Source organism: Halomonas sp. RT37 (genome assembly GCF_040070525.1).
Lineage (GTDB): Bacteria > Pseudomonadota > Gammaproteobacteria > Pseudomonadales > Halomonadaceae > Halomonas > Halomonas litopenaei.
In genome coordinates, this window is sequence record NZ_CP098827.1 from 2,776,386 (window position 1) to 2,801,479 (window position 25,094).

The 25,094-nt window shown below is 61.5% G+C and carries 24 protein-coding genes; 5 read left to right on the forward strand and 19 right to left on the reverse strand.

Translation table 11 applies throughout. The features are described from left to right. Positions 1–3: 3 nt before the first annotated feature. The 4 genes from NFG58_RS11910 (at position 4) to NFG58_RS11925 (ending at position 3,325) form a co-directional block, all read left to right on the forward strand. The gene (locus tag NFG58_RS11910) at positions 4–819 is read left to right on the forward strand and encodes a peptidylprolyl isomerase (RefSeq protein ID WP_348826564.1); all 816 of its coding nucleotides are present in this window, start codon (positions 4–6) and stop codon (positions 817–819) included. A 150-nt stretch (positions 820–969) separates the two neighbouring features. Beyond that, on the forward strand, positions 970–1,581 hold the full coding sequence (gene moaB / locus NFG58_RS11915; RefSeq protein WP_348826565.1) for a molybdenum cofactor biosynthesis protein B: 612 nt from the start codon (positions 970–972) through the stop codon (positions 1,579–1,581). Further along, complete coding sequence (glp, locus tag NFG58_RS11920) at positions 1,578–2,840, forward strand: gephyrin-like molybdotransferase Glp (protein WP_348826566.1); 1,263 nt, start codon at positions 1,578–1,580, stop codon at positions 2,838–2,840. The genes moaB and glp overlap by 4 nt, the downstream gene beginning before the upstream one ends. 59 nt (positions 2,841–2,899) lie before the next feature. Continuing rightward, a complete protein-coding gene (locus NFG58_RS11925; protein WP_348826567.1) occupies positions 2,900–3,325 on the forward strand; it encodes a putative zinc-binding protein in 426 nt (141 codons plus the stop codon). Between the two features lie 170 nt (positions 3,326–3,495). Here NFG58_RS11925 and NFG58_RS11930 read toward each other — a convergent pair whose 3' ends face one another. From NFG58_RS11930 to NFG58_RS11975, 10 genes are all read right to left on the reverse strand, one after another. Beyond that, positions 3,496–3,846 carry an antibiotic biosynthesis monooxygenase gene (locus tag NFG58_RS11930; RefSeq protein WP_045994429.1) on the reverse strand — a complete coding sequence of 117 codons (351 nt, stop codon included), beginning with the start codon at positions 3,844–3,846 and terminating at the stop codon, positions 3,496–3,498. Between the two features lie 189 nt (positions 3,847–4,035). Then, positions 4,036–4,362, reverse strand: a complete 327-nt coding sequence (locus NFG58_RS11935; RefSeq protein ID WP_348826568.1) for a hypothetical protein — start codon at positions 4,360–4,362, stop codon at positions 4,036–4,038. Positions 4,363–4,576: 214 nt separating this feature from the next. Further along, complete coding sequence (locus NFG58_RS11940) at positions 4,577–6,757, reverse strand: hypothetical protein (RefSeq protein WP_348826569.1); 2,181 nt, start codon at positions 6,755–6,757, stop codon at positions 4,577–4,579. A gap of 2 nt (positions 6,758–6,759) precedes the next feature. Then, positions 6,760–7,299, reverse strand: a complete 540-nt coding sequence (locus NFG58_RS11945) for a hypothetical protein (protein WP_045994426.1) — start codon at positions 7,297–7,299, stop codon at positions 6,760–6,762. 605 nt (positions 7,300–7,904) lie between these two features. Then, positions 7,905–9,140 carry a hypothetical protein gene (locus NFG58_RS11950; protein WP_348826570.1) on the reverse strand — a complete coding sequence of 412 codons (1,236 nt, stop codon included), beginning with the start codon at positions 9,138–9,140 and terminating at the stop codon, positions 7,905–7,907. 389 nt (positions 9,141–9,529) lie between these two features. After that, on the reverse strand, positions 9,530–10,501 hold the full coding sequence (locus NFG58_RS11955) for an NAD(P)-dependent alcohol dehydrogenase (RefSeq protein WP_124804887.1): 972 nt from the start codon (positions 10,499–10,501) through the stop codon (positions 9,530–9,532). Positions 10,502–10,662: 161 nt separating this feature from the next. Next, positions 10,663–11,244 carry an SMI1/KNR4 family protein gene (locus NFG58_RS11960; RefSeq protein ID WP_348826571.1) on the reverse strand — a complete coding sequence of 194 codons (582 nt, stop codon included), beginning with the start codon at positions 11,242–11,244 and terminating at the stop codon, positions 10,663–10,665. Between the two features lie 98 nt (positions 11,245–11,342). Further along, the gene (locus NFG58_RS11965; RefSeq protein ID WP_348826572.1) at positions 11,343–11,936 is read right to left on the reverse strand and encodes a DUF4145 domain-containing protein; all 594 of its coding nucleotides are present in this window, start codon (positions 11,934–11,936) and stop codon (positions 11,343–11,345) included. Positions 11,937–12,023: 87 nt separating this feature from the next. Further along, positions 12,024–12,830 carry a hypothetical protein gene (locus NFG58_RS11970; protein ID WP_348826573.1) on the reverse strand — a complete coding sequence of 269 codons (807 nt, stop codon included), beginning with the start codon at positions 12,828–12,830 and terminating at the stop codon, positions 12,024–12,026. Then, the gene (locus NFG58_RS11975) at positions 12,808–13,365 is read right to left on the reverse strand and encodes a GIY-YIG nuclease family protein (protein ID WP_348826574.1); all 558 of its coding nucleotides are present in this window, start codon (positions 13,363–13,365) and stop codon (positions 12,808–12,810) included. The genes NFG58_RS11970 and NFG58_RS11975 overlap by 23 nt, the downstream gene beginning before the upstream one ends. A 226-nt stretch (positions 13,366–13,591) precedes the next feature. On the opposite strand from NFG58_RS11975, the gene NFG58_RS11980 reads away from it, so the two are divergent. Beyond that, positions 13,592–14,551 (forward strand): integron integrase, encoded by a 960-nt coding sequence (locus NFG58_RS11980; protein WP_348826575.1) that lies wholly within the window; start codon positions 13,592–13,594, stop codon positions 14,549–14,551. 498 nt (positions 14,552–15,049) lie between these two features. On the opposite strand, the gene NFG58_RS11985 is transcribed toward NFG58_RS11980, so the two are convergent. From NFG58_RS11985 to NFG58_RS12025, 9 genes are all read right to left on the reverse strand, one after another. Then, positions 15,050–16,309: a D-amino acid dehydrogenase gene (locus NFG58_RS11985; RefSeq protein ID WP_253028817.1), complete on the reverse strand. Its 1,260-nt coding sequence runs from the start codon at positions 16,307–16,309 to the stop codon at positions 15,050–15,052. 218 nt (positions 16,310–16,527) lie between these two features. Then, positions 16,528–17,826 carry an MATE family efflux transporter gene (locus NFG58_RS11990; RefSeq protein ID WP_348828131.1) on the reverse strand — a complete coding sequence of 433 codons (1,299 nt, stop codon included), beginning with the start codon at positions 17,824–17,826 and terminating at the stop codon, positions 16,528–16,530. A 183-nt stretch (positions 17,827–18,009) separates the two neighbouring features. After that, positions 18,010–18,591, reverse strand: a complete 582-nt coding sequence (locus NFG58_RS11995) for a YceI family protein (protein ID WP_108448841.1) — start codon at positions 18,589–18,591, stop codon at positions 18,010–18,012. Positions 18,592–18,733: 142 nt separating this feature from the next. Further along, positions 18,734–19,318, reverse strand: a complete 585-nt coding sequence (locus NFG58_RS12000) for a cytochrome b (protein ID WP_045992461.1) — start codon at positions 19,316–19,318, stop codon at positions 18,734–18,736. A gap of 235 nt (positions 19,319–19,553) precedes the next feature. Beyond that, complete coding sequence (locus tag NFG58_RS12005) at positions 19,554–20,744, reverse strand: O-succinylhomoserine sulfhydrylase (RefSeq protein WP_239452535.1); 1,191 nt, start codon at positions 20,742–20,744, stop codon at positions 19,554–19,556. A gap of 110 nt (positions 20,745–20,854) precedes the next feature. Beyond that, positions 20,855–22,372 carry an amidophosphoribosyltransferase gene (gene purF, locus NFG58_RS12010; protein ID WP_045992459.1) on the reverse strand — a complete coding sequence of 506 codons (1,518 nt, stop codon included), beginning with the start codon at positions 22,370–22,372 and terminating at the stop codon, positions 20,855–20,857. Positions 22,373–22,441: 69 nt separating this feature from the next. Then, positions 22,442–23,044 carry a CvpA family protein gene (locus NFG58_RS12015; protein WP_071211105.1) on the reverse strand — a complete coding sequence of 201 codons (603 nt, stop codon included), beginning with the start codon at positions 23,042–23,044 and terminating at the stop codon, positions 22,442–22,444. Next, on the reverse strand, positions 23,044–23,721 hold the full coding sequence (locus NFG58_RS12020; protein ID WP_222568849.1) for an SPOR domain-containing protein: 678 nt from the start codon (positions 23,719–23,721) through the stop codon (positions 23,044–23,046). Before NFG58_RS12020 ends, NFG58_RS12015 begins: the two co-directional genes overlap by 1 nt. Further along, positions 23,718–25,091, reverse strand: coding sequence for a folylpolyglutamate synthase/dihydrofolate synthase family protein (locus tag NFG58_RS12025; protein WP_348826576.1), 1,374 nt, complete (start codon positions 25,089–25,091; stop codon positions 23,718–23,720). Before NFG58_RS12025 ends, NFG58_RS12020 begins: the two co-directional genes overlap by 4 nt. Positions 25,092–25,094 lie beyond the last annotated feature (3 nt).

Here is a 25,094-nt window from a genome sequence, read left to right on the forward strand (position 1 = left end):
GTCATGCAAACCATCCCCGTGGAAACCCTGCCGCACACAACGGTTCCCAGCATTCGTGTTGGTGACAGCGTGATCGGCGAGGAAGCCATCGCCGGGGAGATGCAGTTCCATCCGTCAACGGATCGCGAGGCCGCCGCCAAGGCGGCGGCCCGCGCCCTGGTCATCCAGGAACTCTTGCGCCAGCGCGCCGAGATCCTGGGCATCGAGACGGGCTCGTTGCACGAGCCCGACGAACGTGCGATCGCCGTGATGCTGGATCAGGAACTGCAAGTCCCCCCGCCCGATGAAGAGGCCTGCGTGCGCTTTCACGCGGCTCACCCCGAACGCTTCTGCGAGCCCACTCGTCTCAAGGTCCGGCATATCCTGCTGGCGGCGGCCCCCGACGACCTGGACGCCCGCGACGAGCAGTTCAAGAAGGCCGAAGGGCTGATCGACACCCTCAAGCAGCATCCCGAACGCTTCGACGAGATGGCTCAGCGGTTTTCGCAGTGCCCATCGAAGGACGAAGGCGGGAGCCTTGGCTGGGTCAGCCGCGGCCAGACCGTCAGCGAGCTCGACCGCGCGCTGGAACCCCTGCCCGAAGGCCTGCACGAGCGTCCGCTGCCGTCACGCTACGGTTGGCACGTGGTCGTCATCGACGCCCGTCTGGAGCGCCAGCCACTGCCCTACGCCGAGGTCAAGGACAGGGTCGCCCACGAGCTGACCGAACAGGCCACACGCGTCGCCCTGCGCCACTACCTGCTGGCGCTGGAAAGCGAGATCGGCGTCGAGGGTTTCACCCTGGCCGACGATGACGTCGACGGTCCCCTGGTGCGCTGACAAGGGCGCTGAAAGAGCACAGACAGAGCGCCGACCAGGCGCCACTAGCGAATGACGCGTGCCGACTCCCCCTTCCCTCCCACCTGACACCCCCGCCAGACCTCAGGGTCCGGCGGGCTCCCTTCACGTTCTCTCCACCGGAGTCCTTGCATGTCTCATACGTCCACGTGCGCCGTGTTCACCCCGCTGGATATCGCCATCCTCACCGTGTCCGATACCCGTGGCCTGGACGAAGACGGCAGCGGCAACCTGCTGGCAGACCGGTTAGCCGGCACCGGACACCGCCTGACCGAGCGCGCCCTGGTCCCCGACGACATCTATCGCATTCGCGCCCAGGTCAGCGCCTGGGTGATCCGTTCCGACATCCAGGTGGTGCTGGTCAACGGCGGCACCGGCTTTACCGCCCGGGACAACACACCGGAGGCACTGACGGTACTGTTCGACAAGGTCGTCGAAGGCTACGGCGAGCTGTTTCGTCTGCGTTCCTTCGAGGCCATCGGCACCTCCACCATCCAGTCCCGCGCCGTGGCCGGGGTGATCGATCGCACCCTGGTGTTCTCCATGCCCGGCTCGCCCAAGGCCTGCGCCATGGCCTGGGACGACATTCTTGCAGCCCAGCTCGACGCCCGCACCCGGCCCTGCAACTTCGTCGCCATGGTGGTGAAGGACAGCCAGCGCTGCACCAGCCGCAGCGCGGATCACCACGTCGCTTCCGTCAACGGGACGACGGCTCGACACGAAGCCCTGGAGGTCACCCCATGAGCGAGACCTGCGGCTGTGACACACCGACCAGAAGCCACACCCTGGTCGATCCCTGGCAGGCCCGCGAGCAGGTCATCGCCTTGACCCGCCCACTGGAGGACACCGAGACGCTGAGAACGACCCACGCCCGTGGCCGCATCCTGGCCGCGCCGCTCAAGGCGCTGCACGACGTTCCCGGCATCGACAACAGCGCCATGGACGGCTACGCCCTGCGTCTGGCCGACCTCAAGCACCGGCGTGCCCTGCCCGTGGTGGCCCGGGTACCCGCCGGCGCCGCCCCGATCACCCTGCCCTTCGACGGCTGTGCGCGCATCTTCACCGGCGCACCGATTCCCCGCGGTGCCGACGTGGTGGTGCCCCAGGAACGGGTACGGATCGATGACGCCGGCCAGATCCACTTTCCCTCGGATTTACACCTGGGAGACCATATCCGGCGACGTGGCGAAGAGCTCACCCTGGGAGCGGCGCTGCTCGAGCCAGGTGAGCCCCTCGATGCCATCCGCCTGGCACTGCTGGCGGCCCAGGGCATCACCGAGGTGCCCTGCCGGCGTCGGGTGCGCGTCGCCGTCATCAGTACCGGCTCGGAGCTGGTCACGCCGGGCAAGCCGCTGGCCCCGGGCCAGATCTACAACTCGAACGCCGGCATGCTGCATGCCCTGCTGCAGGATCACAACGCCGAGCTTGTCGACCTTGGCATCATCAGCGACACCGCCACGGCACTCGAAGAAGCGCTGACCTTCGCCGCCCGCCAGGCCGATCTGATCGTCTGTACCGGCGGCGTCTCGGTGGGTGAGGAAGACCACGTCAGGCCCTGTCTCGAGCGCCTTGGCGGCATCTGCCTCAGCGGCGTAGCGATGAAGCCCGGCAAGCCCTTCACCCTGGGCTACATCGGCCAGTCCCCATCCACCGGTACCCCGCTGCTGGGACTTCCCGGCAACCCCACCGCTGCCCTGGTCGCCTGGCACCTGCTGGGCCTGGCGGTGCTGCATCGCCGACAGGGTCGAACCATCGCCCCGCTGGCGAGCTTTGCAGTACACGCAGGCTTCACCTACCGCGCCAACCGCACGCGCACCCAGTGGCTGCGCGTCCGCCTGGATCACAGCGACATTGCCCCGGTGGCCAGGATCGCCGGCGACCAGGGCTCCAATATGCTCAAGAGTGCAGCACAAGCCGACGGCTACCTACAGGTGCCCCCCGGCCAGCAGGTGGTGCCCGGCCAGCGCTATCCCTACCTGCCGCTAAGCCAGTTCGCCCGCTAGCGCGACGACCTGAACACCGACAGCACACCTAAAAAATGTTCCGACAAGGAGAGCCCACCATGGCCACCCCCTCACCCCTTCCCCTGGTCTACGCCTGCTCCGGCTGCTCAGACGTTGCCCAGCTCGCCAACAGCGTTGCTGTTGCGCTCGACCATCGCGGCATCGCCGAGATGTCGTGCATCTCGGGCGTTGGTGGCGGCGTGCCGGGGCTGGTGCGCAAGGCCCAATCCGGGCGGCCGATCGTGGCGCTGGACGGCTGCCAGATGCACTGCACCGCCCACTGCCTGGACAAGGCCGGCGTCAGCGCCACCCATCATCTGCGACTGTACGAGCAGGGCTTCAAGAAGCGACGTGGCCGCCGCTACGATGACGATTGCGTGGAAGCTGTCATCACACAGCTCATTCCCGTCGTCGACGCACTCGCCTGCGGCGACGCGACCCTCGACCACAGCGACTCCCCTGTCAGACTCACCGCCCACCACTGAGCAAACGCGACGCAATAAAGCCAGCCCCGTCGGGTGAAAGTGGCGTGGCACGTGAGAGCAATACGCAAGAACGACAAGGCCCCGCCGGGCTGCAGTGCAGCAGCTCCCCGGCGGGGCCTTATCATTGGCCATATCATGTTAGCGGTGCGTCATGACATCGACGTCGCTGCTCAGCTCATACCCGCTGTCTCGTCGAGCCCATACTCCCGCTCCACCAGTGCCACCCTGACGCGATAGCTTGCATACCAGCGCTCGCGGCCCCTGGCCTGGGCCTCGCGATGATCCAGGTTGGCCTTCCAGGCGCGGATCGATGCCAGGTCAGACCAGTAGGACACCGTGATGCCGGCGGCATATTCACCCGGCGAGCGCGCCGACTCCACCCCCAGAAACCCCGGCTGCTGTGCCGCCAGTTCGACCATGCGCTCGGCCATCTCGCCGTAGCCGTCATCCCCCGGCGTTCTCGTGGAGGTGAAGATCACCGCATAGTACGGCGGTGTCGGTGTGGTGGCGATGGCACTCAACGGTTTTCCTCAGTGACGATGGACTGGACACTCAGCGGCCGTCACGGAAATCGCAATCCGCCACGGCGAGCTTGGCAATGTAGCATGAGACGACGTCAACGGCCTTCCCGGTGCATATGCCAGGCTGACACCAAAGACCTGCGCTGACGCCAGAGACCTGCGCCAGAGACCCGCACTGACAAGAGCGGATCAGAAACCACCGCTACCCGAGCCAATCGCCCCCTCATTGATCTGTTCAGTAAACGGATCATCGAACCCCGAGCCTACCGCGCCTTCATTGATACCCGGGGTAAAAGGATCGTCGCGCCCTGATCCGACTGCGCCCTCGTTGATATCGTCGGTGAACGGATCATCGATGCCCGAGCCGATCACGCCTTCATTGACATCTTCCGTGAACGCATCATCGAAACCGGTTCCTACCGCCGCTTCGTTGATGCCTTGCGAAAAAGGATCATCAAAGCCGGAACCCACCGCCGCTTCGTTGATGTCCCTGGTCCAGGGATCATCATGGGCCACGGCGCCTCCCGGCAACAGCGCTAGCATCAGGAAAAGACCACAGACGCCATACCTCATGACATACCCCATGTCCGCAAAATATCAGGATACAAGACCCCATTCGCTGCCATGCTGACCCGCGTCCATAAAAAAAGGGCCGGAACCCTGCTCGGGTACCGGCCCCTCCTGCCATCTCTTTTCCTTCTACTTTCTTGCGTTTCTTGTGGACTCGAGCCTAGCCGATGGGATCTACCTCGACCAGCGGCTCCCGCGGCAGCAAGGGTCGCCAGTAGGCAAGCTCAGCGGCCACCGGCAACAGATTGACCGACACATCCTTGCGAGTCGGTTTGCACGGACGGCAGCGTCGCTCGATACCGGGCTGATTGAGCTGGATACAGGTGTACAGCTCCAGGCCACGGGCATCGATGGCGCTGACACACAGCTCGCACTTGAACGACTGGCCCATTTCGGTCGCGATCTTGAGGCGTCGTCCCTCCAGTCGATAGGTAATGATGCCTGCCGCGCTCTTCACCTTGCCATCGCCCTGTTCCAGGGTCTGCCCACACAGGCACCACTCGTAGTCCACCGGGAAGGCGGTAAGCCTGGGCCAGGCTTCAAATACACCGGACCATCGCACCGGGCTGGAACGACAACGAGAACAGTCCTTCGCAACGTAGTGCGTCACCTCTCCGCGCTCTGTCACGCTCCATCGTGCCGCAATATCCAGCGATGGCGTCGGGGTGTCGAAGGTGATCCAGTCCAGATGCAGTGCACCCTGCTGATCGATCTGGCGCCAGGCACGTAACTTGGCCAGGCGCCCTTCGGACGTGCGCATCCCGAAGACCACCTCATGGTGAGGCATGAACAGGAACCATCGTGGCCACGTGAGGGGTATCAGGCCCAGAGACATCTGGCTTGTTGCCAGCGGCAGGCGCGATATCTGCACCGGTGTCAGCGCGCCGAAGGAGGTCCCCGTGACCGTCAGCCCACTGCCACCGACGGCATTCAAGCCGCTTGCGGGATTCCAGGCGAGATCGGTTCCGGGCAGCACCCCCGCACTGAGGGCGCCACTGTCCAGATCCACCGAGAACCCTCCGAGACCGATGTTTCCGCCCTGGTGTTTTACCGGCACCGAGACCGACCGCACGATGCTCGAGCGCAATTCCAGATCATCGAGGACGATACTGGACAGCGTCAGACCACCACCGATGGGCCCGAGCGGGATCGCCGGCAGGCCACCAATGGCCCCGCTGATTCCATCCGAAATCAGACCATCGGCGATGCCTTCTGCCACCGCCTCGACAATCGCCAGCACCACGGCGGCAATGATCACCCCGACGATACCGCCGAACAGACCTCCCAGACCGAGTGAGGCAAGCCACACCCACCAGGCCAGGTCCACATCGGTATCCACCACCGGCGTGGTGGCAGTCACCGTGATCGCCCCAGCATCCAGACCGATATCGATGAAGAACGAGAAATTCGACTCCGCCGACCAACCACTACCCGAGTCGGTGGCACGTCCCGTGACGGATATACGATTACCGACAACGCGAGCCTCGAGACTGCGAAGCGTCCCCTGACCGCCCGGTGCGGGGATACTGCGGTTTAGCCTCAAGGGGGTGTCGAAATCGGTGACAGGTCTGCCCATGGAGCTTGCGATGCGTGGGCGCATTACCCTGGCCAGCAACCAGAAGTTGCTCATCGTCACCAGCGACTGGCTCCCGGCAGGGATCAAGCTGGAGGTGACGTTATTGATATTACCCCCGCCGTCGCTGGACATGCGCACACCGAACGCAAGGCAATCACGATCCAGCGCCGTGGTATCGTTCACGGTGGTGACGTCGATGTCGAAGACGGTTGTCGCATCCGTATCGTCGACGACCGGGATCGCTGGCGTCAGATCGATTCGACCAATGCTGGACTGAAGCTGGTCGAGCACGACTCCCGCCATCATGTTCTGCGCCTGCGTGAGGCTCAGCCCCGCAACATCCAGAAGCGGCTCAAGCAGTGACACCGACGCAGGATCGAACGCCACATTGACCGTGGGCGCACCGGCATTGAAGTCGATGGTGGCGAACTGATTGCTGCCCTCGGTCACCATGGCGATGCTGTCCACCACCGTGATGGCGCCACCGATCGGGGCGACCGTCAACGCCAGGGGCGCGGTGATCTGGAGCTGAGAATTGGAAAAGGGAACGGTCAGCCCCATTCTCGGCCGAGGGCGGTCCAGGTCGGCGACGGGGGTATCGAAATTCAGATCGGCGCTCCCGCTGACACCGCCTGCATTGACCGGCACGCTGATACTGGGTGGAAAGATCCCTCCGGCGAGGAAGGCCGTGGCAAGTTGATTGTTGAGTTCGTTCTCGGAAATCTGAACGAGCATGTCAAAACCGGCAGTTCGATCAAGTGCCATGACTAGCCCTCCTTGTGAACGGCAAAGCCATCATCGTCCTGCGGCTTCGCACCCGGCTTGATCTCGCCGATACGACCACGCGGGAAGGCCGCAGCCTTGAAACCCGCCACCTTCACTCCGGGACCTACCACTGCTGTCTGTTCGACCTCCCCGTGGGCCCGCTCGACGGCCTTCAGCTCCTGCCTTGACAATTTGACACCGGCCTTGAGCAAGGCCTCGACAGGATGCGCCATGTATAGGCTCGCGTTCGCCTCGTCCTTGGCCAACCACTCCATCATCAACTTGTCGGCCTCCTGGAGTTTCTTCATCACCTCCTCTGGTAACGCAAGAGGCTCGGCATCCCGACGGGGCGCTCCCTTGCGAGGACGGCAGCGCAGAGGACGCTTGGGGAGCGCGAAGTCTCCTCCAGGCACGAGGCGCACATTGATGTTGGCCTCAAAGCCCTGGGGCACCTTGGCCACCACGAGCTCTTCCGCCCGATCCTTGCCCAGCCCCACCTGAGAGCGGCATGGGCAGGGATCGGGGTCTTTTGACGTGTTCATGTGTTGGCTCCTTGACGTTGAATGACGTTTGCAACTTCGCAGGGCAGCGCAGTACAGGTCGTCAACAAGAAGCTCGGCGAGAAATAACGCTACCCGGGTCATCGAAACGATGACCGAGCGGGGGTAGTCGACTTCCGGGACGTCAGCCCACCGAAACAGGAGGCAGGCGACCGGAATCTGGTGCTATGCGAGGAAGGAGGGAAACATGCTCGGACACCGGAGCTTTGGATAACGGGCAAGGCGCCCCGACAGCGTCCCCGCGCTGACCTCTTTCATCTGACACGGAAAGGAAAGCGCTTCTGGCGGCGCAGCCCTGAATAAAATGTGCTTAAAAAGGCACCAAGGCCGCGACCGCAGGACACCAAACATCTCGGCAAATTTATCAAGTACTTACCAAGTATTCCTGATGGATTCAATCAGAATGACTACCCCCGTAGAACACTCTCCCTAAGTAAACTTGGCCTTTGAAGCATAGACTGTCTTCGTCAATGTGACGATGTTCAATCAACCACCAGGTCAACAAACGAAGGCACCCCGCCGAGAGGCTTTCTCGACGGGGTGCCTGAAGGGGGCGGCGTAACGGGTACCGGAACAACCGGTGGTCCCTAGCGATTGATCTCGACACGAATGATGCGATTGGTGGCGCTCTGATGAATCAGCAGCTCGCCATTCCGGGTCGGTCGCATATGCCGCACGATACCGGCGTAAATACCGCCAGACGGGATCGCCCAGCTCTGGAAGGTCTCGGTGACGGAATCAAAGCGCACCAGGGCATCGGGGCGCATCCCGGATTCGTTGTACCAGACCACGCCATCAAGTACCGCGATCGCGTAGGGATGAGACTTCTCGCCGCTTGGCGATGGCCACTCCTGCACCTCACCGCTGTGGGGGTCATAGCGCCCAAGCCGGCCCCTTCCCGAATTGACGTACCAGATCATGCCGTCATCGGCGATATCGAGCCTGCGCACAGTGGTTGCCTGGTGGGGAAGTTCGATTTCGGTAAGCGCCATGGTGTCGGGATCGACCCGTACCAGGCAGTTGCTGCCATTGCAGGCCACCCAGGGTGTGCCCTCTGCATCGATCTTGATGCCGTAGGGCCGCGCCCCAGTAGTGGGCATGGCAACGAGTTCGACCTCACCGGTTTGTGGATCGAGGCGTCCGACGCGATTGGCGTGCTGCGCCGTAAACCAGAGAAGGCCGTCATCATCGAACACGGCCGTGTGGGGATCACGCACCGAGGGGTCAGGCATGTCGACCACCTCGATATCCCCACTGGCCGGGTCGAGACGCCCCAGCGTCCCGTTCTTGTTACCGGTAAACCACACGCCGCCGTCACGATCTAGCGTTACCGAGTGAGGCATGCTGCCAGGCGGCAGTGGGTATTCGCGCATCTCACCGGACATGGGATCAATGCGCCCCACCAGATTTCCCCATTGGCCCGCCCACCAGATCCCGCCATCTGGCGCCTCGGCCGGATCCCGCGAGCGTTGCCCGAGCGTCGGCACTACCCATTCGTGGAAGCTGATATCGGTATCTCCCTCAAGCAACGTCGGTGCCCGTCGCTCATTGGGAGGAAAATGCTCCGCCAGATAGTCGGCGATAGCCCCGCGGCGGGCAGGATCACTCGAGAGATCCACCATGGTGCCCATCAACTCGAGCCACCCCTCACGGCTGTAGCCAAGGCTCTGGCTGATGCGACTGACCGGATGGCACGCCGAGCACTGCACTTCGACAGCCTCCCTGCCCTCCCCCGATGGCAAGCCGGCGCCCAGGGCCACCGACGAACCAGCGAGCAGCCAAATCGAGAGACATAGCCCCTGAACCCCCGTCTGCCTGGTCATACGCCACCTCTTCGAGCCTGAGTGCACCGAAAGTGCGCACTCTGGTGTACCGCTTCTTTTGATCGCCAGGCTCCGATGGTCTGGTGCTTTATCCGCCACCAGCGCAACAAATCGATACCTGTCGGCACCAACCCCGTGCTATCGCGACACGCAACGCACGTCGCGAGCCACATGCCTTTCGCCGACGTCGATACCTATCCAGCGTAGGCAAGATGACGCCACACTGCAGCGCCATCATCGAAAGCCCAAGTGGTGAAATCACTGGATAGGTGTCACAAGCAGTGACACGACGGGTGGTACCAGGCCCCCATTCCTGCGATGAAAGACTGGCAGAACCGGCGTCCTGAACTATTCACCAAGTGCGTGATCAATCATCCGGGACCTGACACTTAAGGGACGAGTACTACAACATTTCCTCGCTTGCGGCGAGATGCTACGCGTGCGTGCGCCTCGCGCATCTGGGAGAAATCATAACGCTCGTCGATGAAAGGGCGGAGAACGGCTTCTGTTGCGAGTTGGGCGAGCCGCTCCGCGACCATACGCGACTCAGGCGCGACGCCAGCGATCAGCTTCTTGGTCCCGAGCGCGGTGACGATAGGGGCTCCAACAATCGTGGAGAGCGAACCGGCGACCGCGAGCAGCCGGCCGCCACGCCGCAGCGCGTGCCTGCACCGGGACATGGGGGTATCCCCAACAGTGTCGACGATGACATCGTACCCATCCGTGATTTGCAATGGGTCCTCGCGTTTGTAGTCAATCACCCCGTCAGCGCCCATTGCCCGGACAATCTCGGCGTTCGCTCCGCTGGTGACGCCCGTGACGTGTGCGCCAAGATGCTTCGCGAGCTGGATGGTCGCGGTGCCCACGCTACCCGAAGCTCCAATGACCAGGACTCGCTCACCTGGCTGAACTGAGGCTTTGCCGAGGAAGTGGAGCGCCGTCGCGCCGCCGAACGAGAGTGCTGCGGCCTCCTCGAACGACAGATATTGCGGCTTCCGCGCGAGGTGCTCGTTCTCCCCGAAGACAACGAACTGCGCGTGGCAACCCATCCGCCAGCCGTTCGCCCCGAACACCGCGTCGTCCACGCGGAATCGCGTGACCGAGCGGCCAACTTGAGCCACTACGCCCGAGAACTCACCGCCCAAGATGGCTTTCCTCGGACGGCGTAGGCCGAAAATGAGCCGGCCGATCGCCCCAAACCCCTTAGGCATCTCGAGCGTACGCGCGCGCCAATCGGCAACCGTGACTGTCGTCGCGAGCACCTTGATGACCATCTCGTCATCCTTCGGCACCGGCGTCGGGACCTCCTCAAGGTGGACCACCTCTGGCCCGCCGTATTCACGATACACCCAAGCTTTCATGCACTGCCCTGCTATCGTCGTCTATGGCCCTTTGGAACGTCTCACCCGTGTCCGTCGAACGCCTCAAACACAGGCGTGGTGTAGATGGCGGCTTTTGTGCGTTTTTTTGCACAAAAAATGACAGCTTTGCCACGTCCGCGTGATTTGACTTGTTAGGTGATTTAATCACTGTAGATTATATTACCTTCTAAATCATATACCTCTTCATATTGGAGGAGGCTTGATACAAACTCATTAAAAGTATTTGCTACCACGAGGCTATTACCATCATCTGTCTCTGTGGCAATAACTTTCGGATCAGTTAGGGAATCGCTGTAGTCTAGAGCTAACCAAGTATGGCCATCACCTTCAAGCGGCACATATGGTTTTGGAAGTCCCCATTCCCTACCAGAACTCATAGAGCTAAATATGGAATTCTCGGCATTTGGATCAAGATTTGGAAAAGTACCAACTTCATAGAACCCTTCACCCAAATAGCACTTCAGGGCTTCGTTATTACAAGGCGGCAGTTTAACTATTTTAGCTTCTTCTAATTTTAGTAAATTTACGTATTCTTTAGGTATTAAAAATCCGTACTTTTTTTCGAAATAACTAAGAGCCTCTTCGGCTGAACAAACACGATAATTTTCAATTTCACGAACATTACCGCATTCAGGGAAAACAAAATAAGCCTTTCCATCAACAACATCTGGACTAGATAGCTCTTTTTTACAACATCTCATACTCTGTTGCCTTCTTGTCACCTAACGCCTGAGCTCAGGCGCGTTTGAGGCGACGCCTGCTTTTGCGGAAGCAAAAGTAGGTGGCGGGTCAAACGTCGCCTGCAGCGATTTGTTAGCCGTCATGTGGCACGCTCGATCCCTCGTTGCACTCTCTGTGGCAAAACGAACAGCAATTCTCCTAGCGCAGAAGCGAAATCAATTACCCGCGCGGCATCCTCTTCACTTGGTAAGTCCGCCGTATGATCTGCATGCCGTTGATCATTCGCGTCTAGCCGAACTTCGTGCGCCCAACGTGCCATGTCTGGGGTGATTAAATGATCCTCGGCGGCTTTTTCTATACGTTTATAAAGTGAGCCGTCCAGGAGCCCTTTGGCTTTTAGCATGGCATCCACTGCACTAGCGGCGAGCATCACTGCTCCCGCAGGTGCATGCAAACTTTCAATAGCTTGTTGAAGATAAGCTTTCGGGCGATCAGGTAGTGCCTCGTCTATTGAACGAGACCCTGGATACATTTCAAGGACCTCTTGATTTGGGCTCGATGCCGATGCGGATACGACTCCTCCGCACCTTCCGCACACATAAAGAAACCAGGCTCTCTTGTTTCCTCCGGCATGATTCGTTGTTTCAAAGTGCTGTTGTACGCGCAGATTCGGATTCGCGACGGAACAGTGCGGACAACGCCCGAGAATCAAATTGGGTTCTAGTTTTGGCACTGCAATCTCCTTGACGGCTAACGCCCGCCATAAACGGCGCGAGGAACGAGCGTCCGGCGACCGCAGGGAGCGAATTTAATGGCTTTGTTAGGCATTTTCATCGCCAAGCACCCCAGACAGAACGGCTGCATCTATAACCATGTATTCATTTGTGTATTCGTTGAACTCGATCACGGTACCACCGAATCGAATGTTTCCATCTCGATCCACCCCGTAAACCGCACTCCCACTCATACCCCGCGGTGAAAAGCCTTCAGGAACAGGCGTTTTTACTTTCACCATGTGGCAATGATCGAAAGTACTTTTCCTTGAAGAAACGATTCCGTTGGTGATGTAAGCCTGCTGCCGAATCTTGCTATTTTCGTAGCAAACCTCATGAGCAGGATTGTCGAACACGAAGCCCCTTAACCAAACATCGCCGAGGGAAGAATCGGAAAGCGAAATTGAATTCTTGGGTATGCTCAGATCAAGAGCATTAACAGAACCTAGAGCGGTTTCATCGTGAACTTCACAAGATACTTCTAGTGCGATTTGGTCATAATGCTTTTGATCGTTTGCGCCCCGCACCTTTCCTCGCAACGTTTTACAGAACCCAAAAAAGCTTCTCGAATCGGAAGGAACTGAGTAAAGCGTATTTTCTGGAGCAACCTGGTGATTTTCGTAACAATGGTATGCTGAAACAATATACAGGCTGCCTTCCCAGCGCACAGGGAAGCATGAACCGGCATACGCATAGGGCCATTCATCAAATCCCGTTTCATACAGCAGCGGCTGAGTGGATTTAAGTATTGTCGGAATATTGCGCATAGGTGTATTTATGCCTAACGCTGAGCGAAGAGGCGGCTGAAAGCCGTCCGCCTTTCGCGATTTGTTAATGGGACGCTGAAATACCATTCACATTGTCCGAGGTTAAAATCTCTCGAATCAGGAACTCTTCAAGAGCGGCTGCCTCAAATGATGTTTCATTGGGGACACCAACAATCCATACGTACCGTGGCTGTACTTTCCATTTGTCGTGTTTCAATTTACACTTTTTATCTTTGCCGTACTGGCAATACGAATTCAACCGAGCGCTCACGGAACTCTTCATTGAAGATTTTCCTATATATACAACGCGACCATCATCATCAAGAAACGCATAGATTCCAGCTTTACCATTACTTGGCCAAGTGTCATTCCAACAATACTGCGCCTTCAATGCACCTCCCTCTCGCTCTGGAAATAGGTCGTAAAGAGGACCGGAACTGAAATCGCTCATATCCGGATGTCGGTAGCACGAATAATACTCATCGACTTTAGCCTTCAGATCATCAAATGTTCCGAACATAGATATCCCATTAACATTTTTAATCGTATGCGTGCTTAAATTGACGCCGCGCGGATCTGCACAAGGTGCTTCACATCTTCTTGATACTACCAAGAAATTCATCCTATGCCTTCTTCGCCCTTAGTCGCCAACACGCGCATGCTCGAATTCCTGCGAAAGTGTGCGCGACATTCCACCGGACTCTGCTCACATCTCTCTGATGTTCTGCCTTTTTTCTAGAATTTGTGCGGAGAAAACATGCGTTCTTCTGTTGCTTTCCAGGCGCGTCAGCTGGACGCTTCTCGATATACTGTATGAATGTATAGTTACCGTATTTTGGAGGTTGCACATGAGCAAGAGCCCGTTCCTGGAGTCCATCCGCCGAGATCTACGCTTGCGTGGCTACAGTATTCGAACAGAAAAAACCTACCTGCACTGGATCAAGCGATTCATCTTGTTTCATCAACGCCGACATCCTGCTGAGATGGGTGCACCCGAGGTGCGCGTCTTCCTGACATCGCTCGCCAACGACAACGGTGTCTCGGTCAATACGCAAAAGATTGCGTTGAATGCTCTCGCCTTTCTGTACCACAAGTTTCTTGGTGTCGAGTTGGGACCGCTCGACTTCAAGCATGCTCGCCAACATCGTAGGCTTCCCACCGTACTGACGCGTGCCGAGGTCGCGGCAATCCTGTCGTGCATGTCGGGACGAAACTGGCTGATCTTCTCTTTACTTTATGGCAGTGGGCTACGTATCGCGGAATGTCTTCGGCTTCGTGTCAAAGACATCGATTTCGATACAAGGGCCTTGACCATCGTCAGCGGCAAGGGAGGCAAGGATCGCAAGACATTGCTGAGTACAACCCTGATGTCTGAACTGACTCGGCAGATGGATACTGCCTTGTCCCTTCAACGCGAGGATGTCGCACGTGGGGTAGGCCCTTCGCTGCCCTTTGCGCTGGATAAGAAATACCCAGGTGCCTACCGCCAACCGGCCTGGATGTTCGTGTTTCCTTCAACTGGCCTATGTGCCCATCCTGTTTCGGGAGTTCTGTGTCGGCATCACCTGCACGACTCGGTCCCTCGCAAGGCGCTGAAGGTGGTGGTGAAACAAGCAGGTATCGTGGACAAGCGGGTCGGCTGTCATACCTTCCGCCATTCGTTTGCTACCCACCTGCTTGAGGCAGGTCAGGACATTCGTACGGTGCAGGAATTGCTGGGCCACACCGATGTCCGAACTACGCAGATCTATACCCACGTCATCGGCAAACGGTTTGCTGGCACATCCAGCCCATTGGATCTGCTATAGCATCGACACAGGCCCGGCGTGGATACTCCGGTTGCCGATTACCCTTCAGGCAGGCTACCGCGGGAGAATGTCACACAGACACGCCCCTTCCATGACGATTGTTGCCACTTCCTTCTATGAAATCAGCACTACCCCACCAGACTTGAATAAGGCGTCCTGGCTTCGACGCCCTGATCAACCTGGATCGTCTGCCATTGTGGCTAAGTTTAGTTGTTGCCTTTCAGCTTATACCGGCGAACCTGCAGATTCGAGCTTTGCCGAGACATCGGTCGACACCTCTTGGCTGTTCACGCAGGGGTGAGGTTCGCAAGCCCACCTTGCACATCGTCGCCACAAACAACGACACCCCGGCGGGCAAGGCCCGTCGGGGTGTCGTTTGGTGGCTGCGCGGGAGGCGGTGCTACTGCATCCCCCTGCCCTGGCTATCTATCGGTAGCGGCTGTGTCTTGGCGCTGTGCCTTGACGTTGAGCCTTGTCTTCCCTCTACAGCCTCAGACTTCAGGCGGCGTAGCGGGACACGGCCAGACCATCGGGGTTGATGGCGGGCGTGCGACCGTCGATCAGGTCGGACAGCAGCTGAGCACTGCCACAGCTCATGGTCCAGCCCAGGGTGCCGTGGCCGGTATTGAGCCACAGGTTGTCGTACTTGGTGGCGCCGATGATCGGTGTGGAGTCCGGGGTCATCGGGCGCAGGCCGGTCCAGAATTCAGCCTTGGCCAGATCGCCGCCTTCCGGGAACACATCACGCACAACCATGGAAATGGTGGCACGACGCTTCTCGGCCAGGCTGAGGTCGTAGGATGCCAGCTCCGCAGTGCCGCCGACACGGATTCGGTCGTCGAAGCGCGAAATCGCCACCTTGAAGGTTTCGTCCATGACGGTGGACTGGGGCGCGCCGCCGTCATCGACCACCGGCAGGGTCAGGCTGTAGCCCTTGACCGGGTAGATCGGCAGGCGGATGTCCAGGTCACGGGCGAGGAACGGCGAGTAGCTGCCCAGCGCCATCACGTAGGCGTCGGCGGTCAGGGTGCCGGCGCTGGTGTGCACCGCCTCTACCTTGCCGGAGACCCGCGTCAGCCGCTCGATGGTGGTGTTGAACATGAACTCGACACCGAGCTTCTCGCGGCAGTAGTCGGCCAGGCGATTGGTGAACAGGTGGCAGTCACCGGTCTGATCGTCGGGCAGATGCAGGCCACCGACAAACTTGCCGGGCACACGGGCAAGCGCCGGCTCCACCTGGGCGATGCGGCTGGCGTCCAGCAGTTCATGACGCACGCCGCACTGCTCGAGGACCTTCATGTCCTTGCCCACCGCTTCGACCTGCTTGTCGGTACGGAACAGCTGCAGCAGGCCACGCTGGCGATCTTCGTAGCGCAGCCCGGTCTCGTCACGCAGCGCATTGATGCAGGCGCGGCTGTGCTCAGCGACGCGGACCATGCGCTCCTTGTTGAGGGCGTAGCTGTCGGGATTGCAGTTGCTGAGCATCTGCATCATGAAGCGACCCATGTTCGAGTCCATCTTGGGCTGGATCTTGAGCGGCGCATGCTCCTGGAACATCCACTTGACCGCCTTCTGGGGAATGCCCGGAGCGGCCCAGGGGGAAGAGAAGCCGAAGGATACCTGGCCGGCGTTGCCGTAGCTGGTCTCCATCGCCACGGAGGGCTGACGATCGACCACCTTTACCTCGTGTCCCTGACGGGCCAGATAATAGGCGGTGGTAACCCCTACGACACCCGCTCCCAGTACCAGTACCTTCATGTCGCCACTCCTCTGTTCTCGTTGTCGATGGCCCGTCCCGATCCCGGGCGTTGTGCATGAGATAGGCCGTGGCCAATGGCCACGGCCTGCAATGAGAGGAGTATAGGGTCGAGCCCGAAGTGTTTTATTCTTTTTTACCCACCTTTTCCGAACGGTGATATCGAAGTTATCACCTACAGCAGGTTTTACTTTCTTACAATTGCCTCATAACAGTTGATTCAACCACCCTGGATTTCACCCTTGCCGCTACGCTTCGGACGCGACAGGGTCCGCCGCAGCAACAGGTAGGCGCCAAGCCCCGCCAGCAGGTTGCCTACCCCCGCTCCAAGCCCAAGGCCGGTAACACCTCCCATCAGCGTTACACCGAGCCACAGGCACGGCAGGTAGAACACGAACAACCGCGCGGCAGACAGCAGCATGGCGCGCATCGGCCAGCCGAGGGCATTGCCGGCCGACACCACCAGCATGCACACCCCGAGTGCGGCATAGCTCGGCAACATGAAGCGCATCAGCACCATCAGCGATTCGCTGACCTCCGGCGTGCCGGCCAGGGCACGGGCGACCCAGGGCGAAGCCAGCGCCAGCGACACACCCAGCATCAACTGCCACACCACCACCACCTTGAGGGCAAGGCGCATCAGGCGGTGCACCTGGGCCCAGTCGCCGGCGCCGTAGCAGCGCCCGAGCCAGGGTGGCAGCGACATGGTCAGCGCCAGCACCACCATCAGCGACACCGTCTCCAGACGGCTGGCAAGTCCCCAGGCCGCCACGGCGGATTCGCCCAGGCGTGACACGGTGGAAATCGCCAGCATCGCCGCCAGCGGCGGCATCAATTGGCTGACCATGGCGGGACAGGCGACCCCGGCAAAGGAGCGCCCCGATAGCCGCCATTCCTCCCGGAGGCCTTCGAACGCGAGCCAGTGGCGTCCCTTCAACTGCCAGCCGAGCAAGGCAAGGCCACTGCCAAAGGCGATCACCGTGGCCCAGGCGGCCCCGGGCAGGCCCAGCCCGTCCCAGTTGCCGATACCAAATATCAGAATCGGATCGAGACACAGGTTTACCAGGCTGGTCAGCACCATCATGCTGCCGGGAAAGCTGGTGTTGCCGTGGGCACGAAACAGGCTGTAGCCGAAGTACACCACCGCCCCTAGCCAGGCGGCGACCAGCTGGGGTGCCCAGTAGGCGCGAATCAGCTCCCGCGCGTGAGCGTCGGCCCCAAGGGCCCCGAAGATGGGACTCTGCAGGGCCCATAACACCAGCGCCAGCAGGCCGATGGCGACTGTCCCCATCATCAGCGACAGACTGCCCAGACGCCGGGCGCGGTCGTCTTCGCCTCCGCCCAGCGCCCGGGAAATCAAGGCGGCAATGGCGATCCCCATGCCCACCTGTACGCCGATGATCAGAAACGACAGCGGAAAGGTGTAGGACTGGGCCGCCAGGGGAGCGGTGCCCAGGCGCGCGACGAAGGCAGAGTCGACCAGCTGAAAGCCGAGCAGCGACAACACTCCGATCGCCATCGGCCAGGTCTTTTGCCACAGGGTGCGCCCCAGGGAGGTAGAGTCGGAACTTAGGTGCACGGTGTCTCCGGATGGTAGATAGGCCGCTTATGGTAAGCCATAACGAACCCTCGCTCAGCCTCCTTCAACGGCAAAAGCCCCGGGCACCTGTCCCGGGGCTTTCGTCATGTTGAACAAGGCGTGTTACTGACGAATGCCTTCGAAGGTCACGTAGAGCTCAAGGTTGTGCATCGGCTCGGGGAACTTGCTCATGTCGATGTCGTAGTCGGACAGCGCCAGCTCGGTGGAACCTTCGAAGCCTGCGCGATAGCCGCCCCAGGGGTCGTCACCCTCGCCCAGCAGGGTCACCGGCATCTCGATGCTGTTGGTCACACCGTGCAGGGTCAGGTCACCGCTCAGCACACCTTCACCATCGCCGGTAGATTCAAAGCCGGTGGAGGTAAAGGTGGCGGTCGGGTACTCACCGGCGTCGAGGAAGTCACCGCTCAGGATGTGCTTGTCGCGCTCGGCGTGGTTGGTGTTCAGACTGGTGACATCGACCTCAACCTCGGCGGACGCCGCCTCGACGTTTTCCGGATCGTAGCTGAAGGTACCGTCGAAGGACTCGAAGCTACCCAGAATATAGGAATAGCCGAGGTGGCTGATCTTGAACTGGATAAAGGCGTGCTGGCCTTCAGAATCGATGGCGTAGTCGGCGGCCTGGGCCTGGGCCAGCGGCAGCAGCGAAGCGGCGGTCAGGGCGGCGATGGCGGTCTTCTTGAACATGTTACTCTCCTTGATGGTTACGCGGTAATTGCGTCAGCACTCTTTCTCTATACCGACCTTGGGTCATGTATCGGCCCCGGGGCGGTCGATTCTTGACGTCCGGACAACACTTGCCGGCGGTCGCAAGGTCACGTTGGCGTCTTCAGGCCTGCTCCCCGGTGGTCTTGTCAGGCTTGGCCCGACGCGCCAGGCGCGGGTCGACCATGCGAACCAGGGTGTCCTGACGGTCCAGGTAGTGATGCTTGAATGCCGCCAGGGCGTGGCCCGCCGACAGGATGATCAGCGCCAGCGCACTGTACCAGTGCACCACGCCGGCGCGGGAGGCCTGCTCCGGCAGGTCACTGATCAGCGCGGGCACGGTAAACAGGTCGAGCACGGCGATGCCCTTGCCGTCGGCGGTGGAGATGAGATACCCGCTGATCAGCACCGTGGTCATCAGCAGATAGAGCGCCAGATGACCGAGCGCCGCTCCGCGACGCTCAAGCGCTGAACCGTGGGCCTCGGGGGATGGCTGCACCAGCCGCCAGAGAATGCGGCCAGCCACCACGAACAGCAGTAACATGCCGACGCCACGATGCCACCAGGGTGCCAGGTTGTACCAGTTGCTGTAGTAGTCGAGACCGGTCATCCACCAGCCCAGGGCGAACAGACCGAGAATCGCCAGCGCACTTGTCCAGTGCAGCAGGATGGCGAACAGGCCCCACCCCTGGCGTGAATTTCGCCACATGCCAACGTCCTTTGATTAATCGATGAAATCGAGCTTAACGCATCTTTAGACGGCAAACCGTGGAAAAATTTCGAACGATAGATACGATAAAACCGCGATATGGCGTGCCTGGCTGCTGCCCTTCCCCCGTAACGCAACGACCGCCGACGAGCGGACTCGTGCGGCGGTCGTGGCAAAGCAGCGCTTCAACACATCACTATTGGGAGGCTCCAGCATGGCAGCCTCGGGCGAACCTCTAGACCAGGGCGTCGAGCCCCCTGGCCAGGTCAGCCTTGATGTCGTCGAGATTCTCGAGCCCCACAGCGATGCGCAGCAGATTCTCGGAAATGCCGGCGGTTGCCTTCTGTTCGTCCGACAGACGCCCGTGGGTAGTGGTCGCCGGGTGGGTAATGGTGGTCTTGGCATCCCCCAGGTTGCCGGTGATCGACAGCATGCGGGTGGCATCGACCACTGACCAGGCCTGCTCGCGCCCGCCCTTGACCTCGACCCCGACCACGGCGCCGAAGCCCTGCTGCTGGCGGCTCGCCACCTGGTGCTGGGGATGACTCTCGAGTCCGCTATAGTGAACCTTCTCTACCGCCGGGTGAGCGTCAAGCCAGCGCGCCAGTTCCAGCGCCGAGGCGGCGTGAGCCTTCATCCGCAGGTTCAGCGTCTCCAGTCCCTTGGTGAAGATCCAGGCATTGAAGGGACTGAGGCATGGGCCGCAGGTCCGCACCACTCCGAAGACTTCCTCGAGCTCCTTGTCACGCCCGACCACGGCCCCGCCGATGGCGCGCCCCTGGCCATCCAGGTACTTGGTGGCCGAATGGATCACCAGATCGGCGCCCAGTGACAGCGGCCGCTGCAGCGCCGGCGTCAAGAAGCAGTTGTCGATGGCGAGCAAGGCATCGTGGCGATGGGCCAGTTCGGCCAACGCTTCGATATCGACGACCTCGGACAGCGGGTTGGAAGGCGTCTCGGCGAACAGCAGCCGAGTCGCCGGGGTCATCGCCGCTTCCCAGGCGTCCAGATCGGAAAGCTCCACATAGCGTGTGGTGATACCGAACTTGCCGAGATACTTGTCGAACAGGCTGACGGTGGAGCCGAACAACGAGCGCGAGGCGACGATCTCGTCACCAGCCTGAAGCAGTGCCAGCGCGGTGGACAGGATGGCGGCCATGCCGGAACTGGTGGCCACACAGCGCTCACCCCCTTCCATCGCCGCCAGGCGACGTTCGAAGGTACGTACCGTGGGGTTGGTGAAGCGCGAGTAGACGTTGCCCGGCTCATCACCGGAAAACTTGCGCGCCGCTTCGGCTGCGCTGCCGTAGACAAAGCTCGAGGTCGGAAAGATCGGCTCGGAGTGTTCCTGCTCCTGGGTGCGATCGTGCCCCGCCCGGATGGCCAGGGTCTCGAGGTTCCATTCGTCCTGCGTCGGGTCCAGCATATCCGTCTCCATCACTCGCCAGGGTGCCGTCGACTCGGACAGGCCGAGAGGGAGCGCCTTCGAGCACTCCCCCTGCCGACCGACGACGCCCTGCGGTTAGCTGTTGGGTATCAGTCGATATCGTCCTGATTGTGCATGCCGACCAGGGCGTGATCGCCAGCGCTCTGATCCTGCTTGGCGCCATCGTTGCGCGAAGCCTCGAGATCGGACAGGTAGGCCTCGTCGATGTCGCCGGTGATGTACTTGCCATCAAACACCGAACAGTCGAACTCGGCCAGCGCCGGATTGACCTCACGACAGGCCGCCTTCAGGTCCTCAAGGTCCTGGTAGACGATACGATCGGCGCCGATCAGCTCACCCACCTCGGCCTCGCTGCGGCCGTGGGCGATCAGCTCGCTGGCGGCGGGCATGTCGATGCCGTAGACGTTGGGATAACGCACGGGCGGCGCGGCAGAGGCAAAGTATACCTTGTTGGCGCCGGCGTCGCGGGCCATCTGGATGATCTGCTTGCAGGTGGTGCCGCGCACGATGGAGTCGTCCACCAGAAGCACGTTCTTGCCCTTGAACTCGATATCGATGGCGTTGAGCTTCTGGCGCACGGACTTCTTGCGCTGGGTCTGCCCGGGCATGATGAAGGTCCGCCCGATGTAGCGGTTCTTCATGAAGCCTTCGCGATAGGTGACCCCCAGGTGCTGGGCCATCTCGAGTGCCGAGGTGCGCGAGGTGTCGGGAATCGGGATGACCACATCGATATCGTGATCCGGCCATTCGCTCTTGATGCGATCGGCGAGCTTGCGGCCCATCTGCAGGCGGGTGCCGTAGACGTAGGCACCGTCCAGCAGCGAATCGGGGCGCGCCAGGTAGACGTGCTCGAAGATGCAGGGGGCTAGCAGCGGACGATCGGCACAGGACTGAGTGTGGTAGTTGCCATCCATGTCGACGAAGATGGCCTCGCCCGGCGCCAGGTCGCGCACCAGCTCGAAACCACCGACGTCCAGCGCCACCGACTCGGAGGCGATCATCACTTCCTGCCCCTCGCCCTGATCGCGGGTGCCGAAGACCACCGGACGGATGCCCTGGGGATCACGGAAGGCGACCAGGCCGACACCGTTGATCACCGCCACCGCAGCGTAGCCGCCCCGGCAACGACGGTGCACCCGACGCACGGCGTCGAAGATGTCGCCCGGCAGCAGATGGGGCCCCTGCTTGCCCAGCTCATGGGCGAAGACGTTGAGCAGCACCTCGGAGTCCGAGCTTGTGTTGATGTGGCGCAGATCCGAGGAGAACAGTTCCTTCTTGAGCTGCTCGGAATTGGTCAGGTTGCCGTTGTGCGCCAGCGCCAGACCGTACGGGGAATTCACGTAGAACGGCTGGGACTCGGCCTCGCTGGACGAGCCGGCGGTGGGATAGCGCACGTGGCCGATGCCCAGGTTGCCCTTCAGGCGCGCCATGTGGCGAGTGTGGAAGACGTCACGTACCAGACCGTTGCTCTTGCGCAGCAGGAAACGGCCCTCGTTCCAGGTCATCATGCCCGCCGCGTCCTGACCCCGGTGCTGCAGCACCGTCAGGGCGTCGTAGATTGCCTGGTTAACCGCCTGCTTGGCCATCAGGCCGACGATACCGCACATTCAACTTACCTCATTTACCGTGAAACGCCGCCCGGGGGCCAGCGCAAGAGTCGTCTGTCACTGGCGAAGTCAGAGCGTGCTTGTGGCACCTTGCTTCGCATCGTCGATGGCAGATCCCTCTGCCTCGCCACCGGTCGGCGGCGATGGTTCTGCCTGGGGCAGCTCGCGCAGGGACTCGGGAAAGTCCGGCAGGCTGCCCTCGAAATCACTCAGTTGGCCAAGGCCCCAGTCGCGCAGTTGCTCGAAGTGGGGGCGCACGCTGGCATCCTGCCAGGCCGTCAGTTGATCCAGCGGGGTAAAGCCGATCAGCAGCGTGACCAGGGTCAGCACTGCTGCCGCCTTCACCCCACCGAACAAGGCGCCGGTCAGGCGGTTGAGAAAGCCTGCGCCGGCCCACTCCACCGCCGCCTGGATCATCCGTATCAGGATGCCGCCGAGCAGGATCGTGATCACGATGATCAGGATAAAGGCCACGATTAGCCGGCCATCCGGACTGTCGATCCAGTTGCCCAGCACCTCGGCCACCGGCTCGGCGAACATGCGTGCCGCCAAAAGCGCCACGATCCAGCTGGCCAGGCCCAGCGCCTCACGCACCAGGCCACGGACGAACCCCGCCGCCACGGCCAGCGCCAGCACGGCGACGAAGACCCAGTCCACCCATGTCACCAGCATCAGCTATCCACCTTGACCAGAAGCCCCTGCAGATTTTCCCGGGACTTGAGCTCGCTCATCACGCCCTCGGCGTCCTCGGACGCCCCGAAGGGACCCACGTAGACCGTGGTCAGCGAATTGTTGCGCTCACGTGAGTAGGCGGGGTAACCCAGGTCGCGCAGCTTCTGCATCAGGCGCTGGGCGTTGCCGGCCTCGCCGAAGCTGCCCACCTGCACCGCCCACTCACCGCCTTCCACCGCGGTGGGGCCGCTCGTCGTGCGCTGCTCGGCCTGGCGCGCCAGGGCGGCGATAGGATCTTCCCGCGGCTGGCTGGCCTCGGGCGCCGGTTCGGGCTCGGCCTGGCGCTCGGAGGACGCCTGTTCGGCCACCTGCTGCGCCGGTTCAGGATCCACCTGCTGTGGTTGGCTGGACTCGGAGGGTTCGCTCTGGCCCTGGTCGGCCTGCGAAGCGTTGCCCTCGCCAGGGGCAACCGGTGCCTGAATCTGTCCAAGCCCTTCCGGCGGGGTGGGCTCAGGCACGTCGCGGCGCTCCACATCCACCGGCGGGTCGATGGTCAGCACCGGGTCCGGCCGCTGCTCGGGGGATTCGGGCTCATCAAACAACATCGGCACGAAGATGACGCCCAGCGCCACCACGATAATGATCCCGCTGATCCGCTCACGCATTCCGTATTTCATGTCGCTCCCTCGATGACGCCACCGCCACTGGACTGGCGGCTCCATCTCGCCAGTATGGCAGCCACGGTGAAGAAGGATCCCGTCACCAGTACACGATCTGCCGGCTCGACGCACGATTCGAGCCAGTCGGCGCCGTCATCGACGCTATCGGCGTGGTGAAGGATGGTGCCACCTTGATGTTCGATGCGTGCCGCCAGGTCGGCTGCGCTACGTCCGCGATCGCCCTCGAGCGTCACCGGCAGCCAGGCGTCCACCACCGGCGACAGCGCGGCGATGACCCCCTCGGCGTCCTTGTCCTCGAGCATGCCGATCAGACACAGGGTCCGCCCCTGGACGTCCCTTTGCACTTCACGCCGTTCGGCCAGTCGCCCAGCCAGGTAGTTGGCGGCGTGAGGGTTGTGGCCCACGTCAAGGCACCAGTTACCGCGCCACTGCATCCGCCCGGGAAGACGCACCTCGGCCAGTGCCTGGCGACAGGCGCCTGGATCGAGTTCACCAAGGGCCAGCCACAGTGCCTGCAGCGCAGAAGCGGCGTTGTCCAGCGGCAGCCCGGGATCGCTTAGTCGTTCCAGGCCGATCGGCTGGCCTTGCGCGTCGCTGCCGCGCCACGACCAGCCGCCCTGTTCGCCATCAGGTCCTGCACAAGGTGCTGCTTGAGGGCCTGCATGGCTGCCCGAATGGGCGAAGGCCTCACCGAGCGCAAAGATCGTCGCACCCAGCGAACGGGCATGGTCGGCAACGCTCGAGGGCAGGTCACGACTGCCCAGCACCGCCGGGCGCCCGGTACGCATGATCCCGGCCTTCTCGCGGCCGATGATGGCAATATCGTTGCCCAGGAAGGCGGCGTGGTCCTGAGCCACGGTGGTCACCACGGCCACATCCGGATCCACCACATTGACCGCATCCAGGCGACCACCGAGGCCCACCTCCAGCACCGCCAGCTCGGGCTGGCGCCTGGCGATGGTCCACAGCGCGGCCAGGGTACCGACCTCGAAGTAGGTCAGGCTGACCGGGGATGGCGCGAGCCTGGCCTGCTCCACCGCGACGAAGCCTTCGATCAGCACCTCGTCGCTGGCCTCGCTGGCGTCCAGCCGAAGGCGCTCGTTGTAACGCACCAGATGGGGCGAGGTGTAGGCCGCCGTGGACAGCCCATGGGCCCGTCCCAGCGCCTCGAGCATGGCCACCGTGGACCCCTTGCCGTTGGTGCCGGCGACGGTGATCACCCGGCGTGCAATCGGCCGCTCGCTCAGACCGAGACGCTGTGCCACACAGGCGACCCGCTCGAGGCCCAGATCGATGCCGACGGGGTGGGCGGCCTCGAGTCGGGCGAGCCAGCTATCCAGTGTGGTGGGCAGACCGTCGTTGTCCATGGG

Excerpts from the sequence above, each read along its gene's own strand:
- NFG58_RS11910 (WP_348826564.1), top strand. The coding sequence starts at position 4 with ATGCAAACCATCCCCGTGGAAACCCTGCCGCACACAACGGTTCCCAGC.
- moaB (WP_348826565.1), top strand. The coding sequence starts at position 970 with ATGTCTCATACGTCCACGTGCGCCGTGTTCACCCCGCTGGATATCGCC.
- glp (WP_348826566.1), top strand. The coding sequence starts at position 1,578 with ATGAGCGAGACCTGCGGCTGTGACACACCGACCAGAAGCCACACCCTG.
- NFG58_RS11925 (WP_348826567.1), top strand. The coding sequence starts at position 2,900 with ATGGCCACCCCCTCACCCCTTCCCCTGGTCTACGCCTGCTCCGGCTGC.
- NFG58_RS11940 (WP_348826569.1), bottom strand. The coding sequence starts at position 6,757 with ATGGCACTTGATCGAACTGCCGGTTTTGACATGCTCGTTCAGATTTCC.
- NFG58_RS11945 (WP_045994426.1), bottom strand. The coding sequence starts at position 7,299 with ATGAACACGTCAAAAGACCCCGATCCCTGCCCATGCCGCTCTCAGGTG.
- NFG58_RS11950 (WP_348826570.1), bottom strand. The coding sequence starts at position 9,140 with ATGACCAGGCAGACGGGGGTTCAGGGGCTATGTCTCTCGATTTGGCTG.
- NFG58_RS11955 (WP_124804887.1), bottom strand. The coding sequence starts at position 10,501 with ATGAAAGCTTGGGTGTATCGTGAATACGGCGGGCCAGAGGTGGTCCAC.
- NFG58_RS11970 (WP_348826573.1), bottom strand. The coding sequence starts at position 12,830 with ATGGTATTTCAGCGTCCCATTAACAAATCGCGAAAGGCGGACGGCTTT.
- NFG58_RS11975 (WP_348826574.1), bottom strand. The coding sequence starts at position 13,365 with ATGAATTTCTTGGTAGTATCAAGAAGATGTGAAGCACCTTGTGCAGAT.
- NFG58_RS11980 (WP_348826575.1), top strand. The coding sequence starts at position 13,592 with ATGAGCAAGAGCCCGTTCCTGGAGTCCATCCGCCGAGATCTACGCTTG.
- NFG58_RS11985 (WP_253028817.1), bottom strand. The coding sequence starts at position 16,309 with ATGAAGGTACTGGTACTGGGAGCGGGTGTCGTAGGGGTTACCACCGCC.
- NFG58_RS11990 (WP_348828131.1), bottom strand. The coding sequence starts at position 17,826 with ATGGCGATCGGAGTGTTGTCGCTGCTCGGCTTTCAGCTGGTCGACTCT.
- NFG58_RS11995 (WP_108448841.1), bottom strand. The coding sequence starts at position 18,591 with ATGTTCAAGAAGACCGCCATCGCCGCCCTGACCGCCGCTTCGCTGCTG.
- NFG58_RS12000 (WP_045992461.1), bottom strand. The coding sequence starts at position 19,318 with ATGTGGCGAAATTCACGCCAGGGGTGGGGCCTGTTCGCCATCCTGCTG.
- NFG58_RS12005 (WP_239452535.1), bottom strand. The coding sequence starts at position 20,744 with ATGCTGGACCCGACGCAGGACGAATGGAACCTCGAGACCCTGGCCATC.
- purF (WP_045992459.1), bottom strand. The coding sequence starts at position 22,372 with ATGTGCGGTATCGTCGGCCTGATGGCCAAGCAGGCGGTTAACCAGGCA.
- NFG58_RS12015 (WP_071211105.1), bottom strand. The coding sequence starts at position 23,044 with ATGCTGGTGACATGGGTGGACTGGGTCTTCGTCGCCGTGCTGGCGCTG.
- NFG58_RS12020 (WP_222568849.1), bottom strand. The coding sequence starts at position 23,721 with ATGAAATACGGAATGCGTGAGCGGATCAGCGGGATCATTATCGTGGTG.
- NFG58_RS12025 (WP_348826576.1), bottom strand. The coding sequence starts at position 25,091 with ATGGACAACGACGGTCTGCCCACCACACTGGATAGCTGGCTCGCCCGA.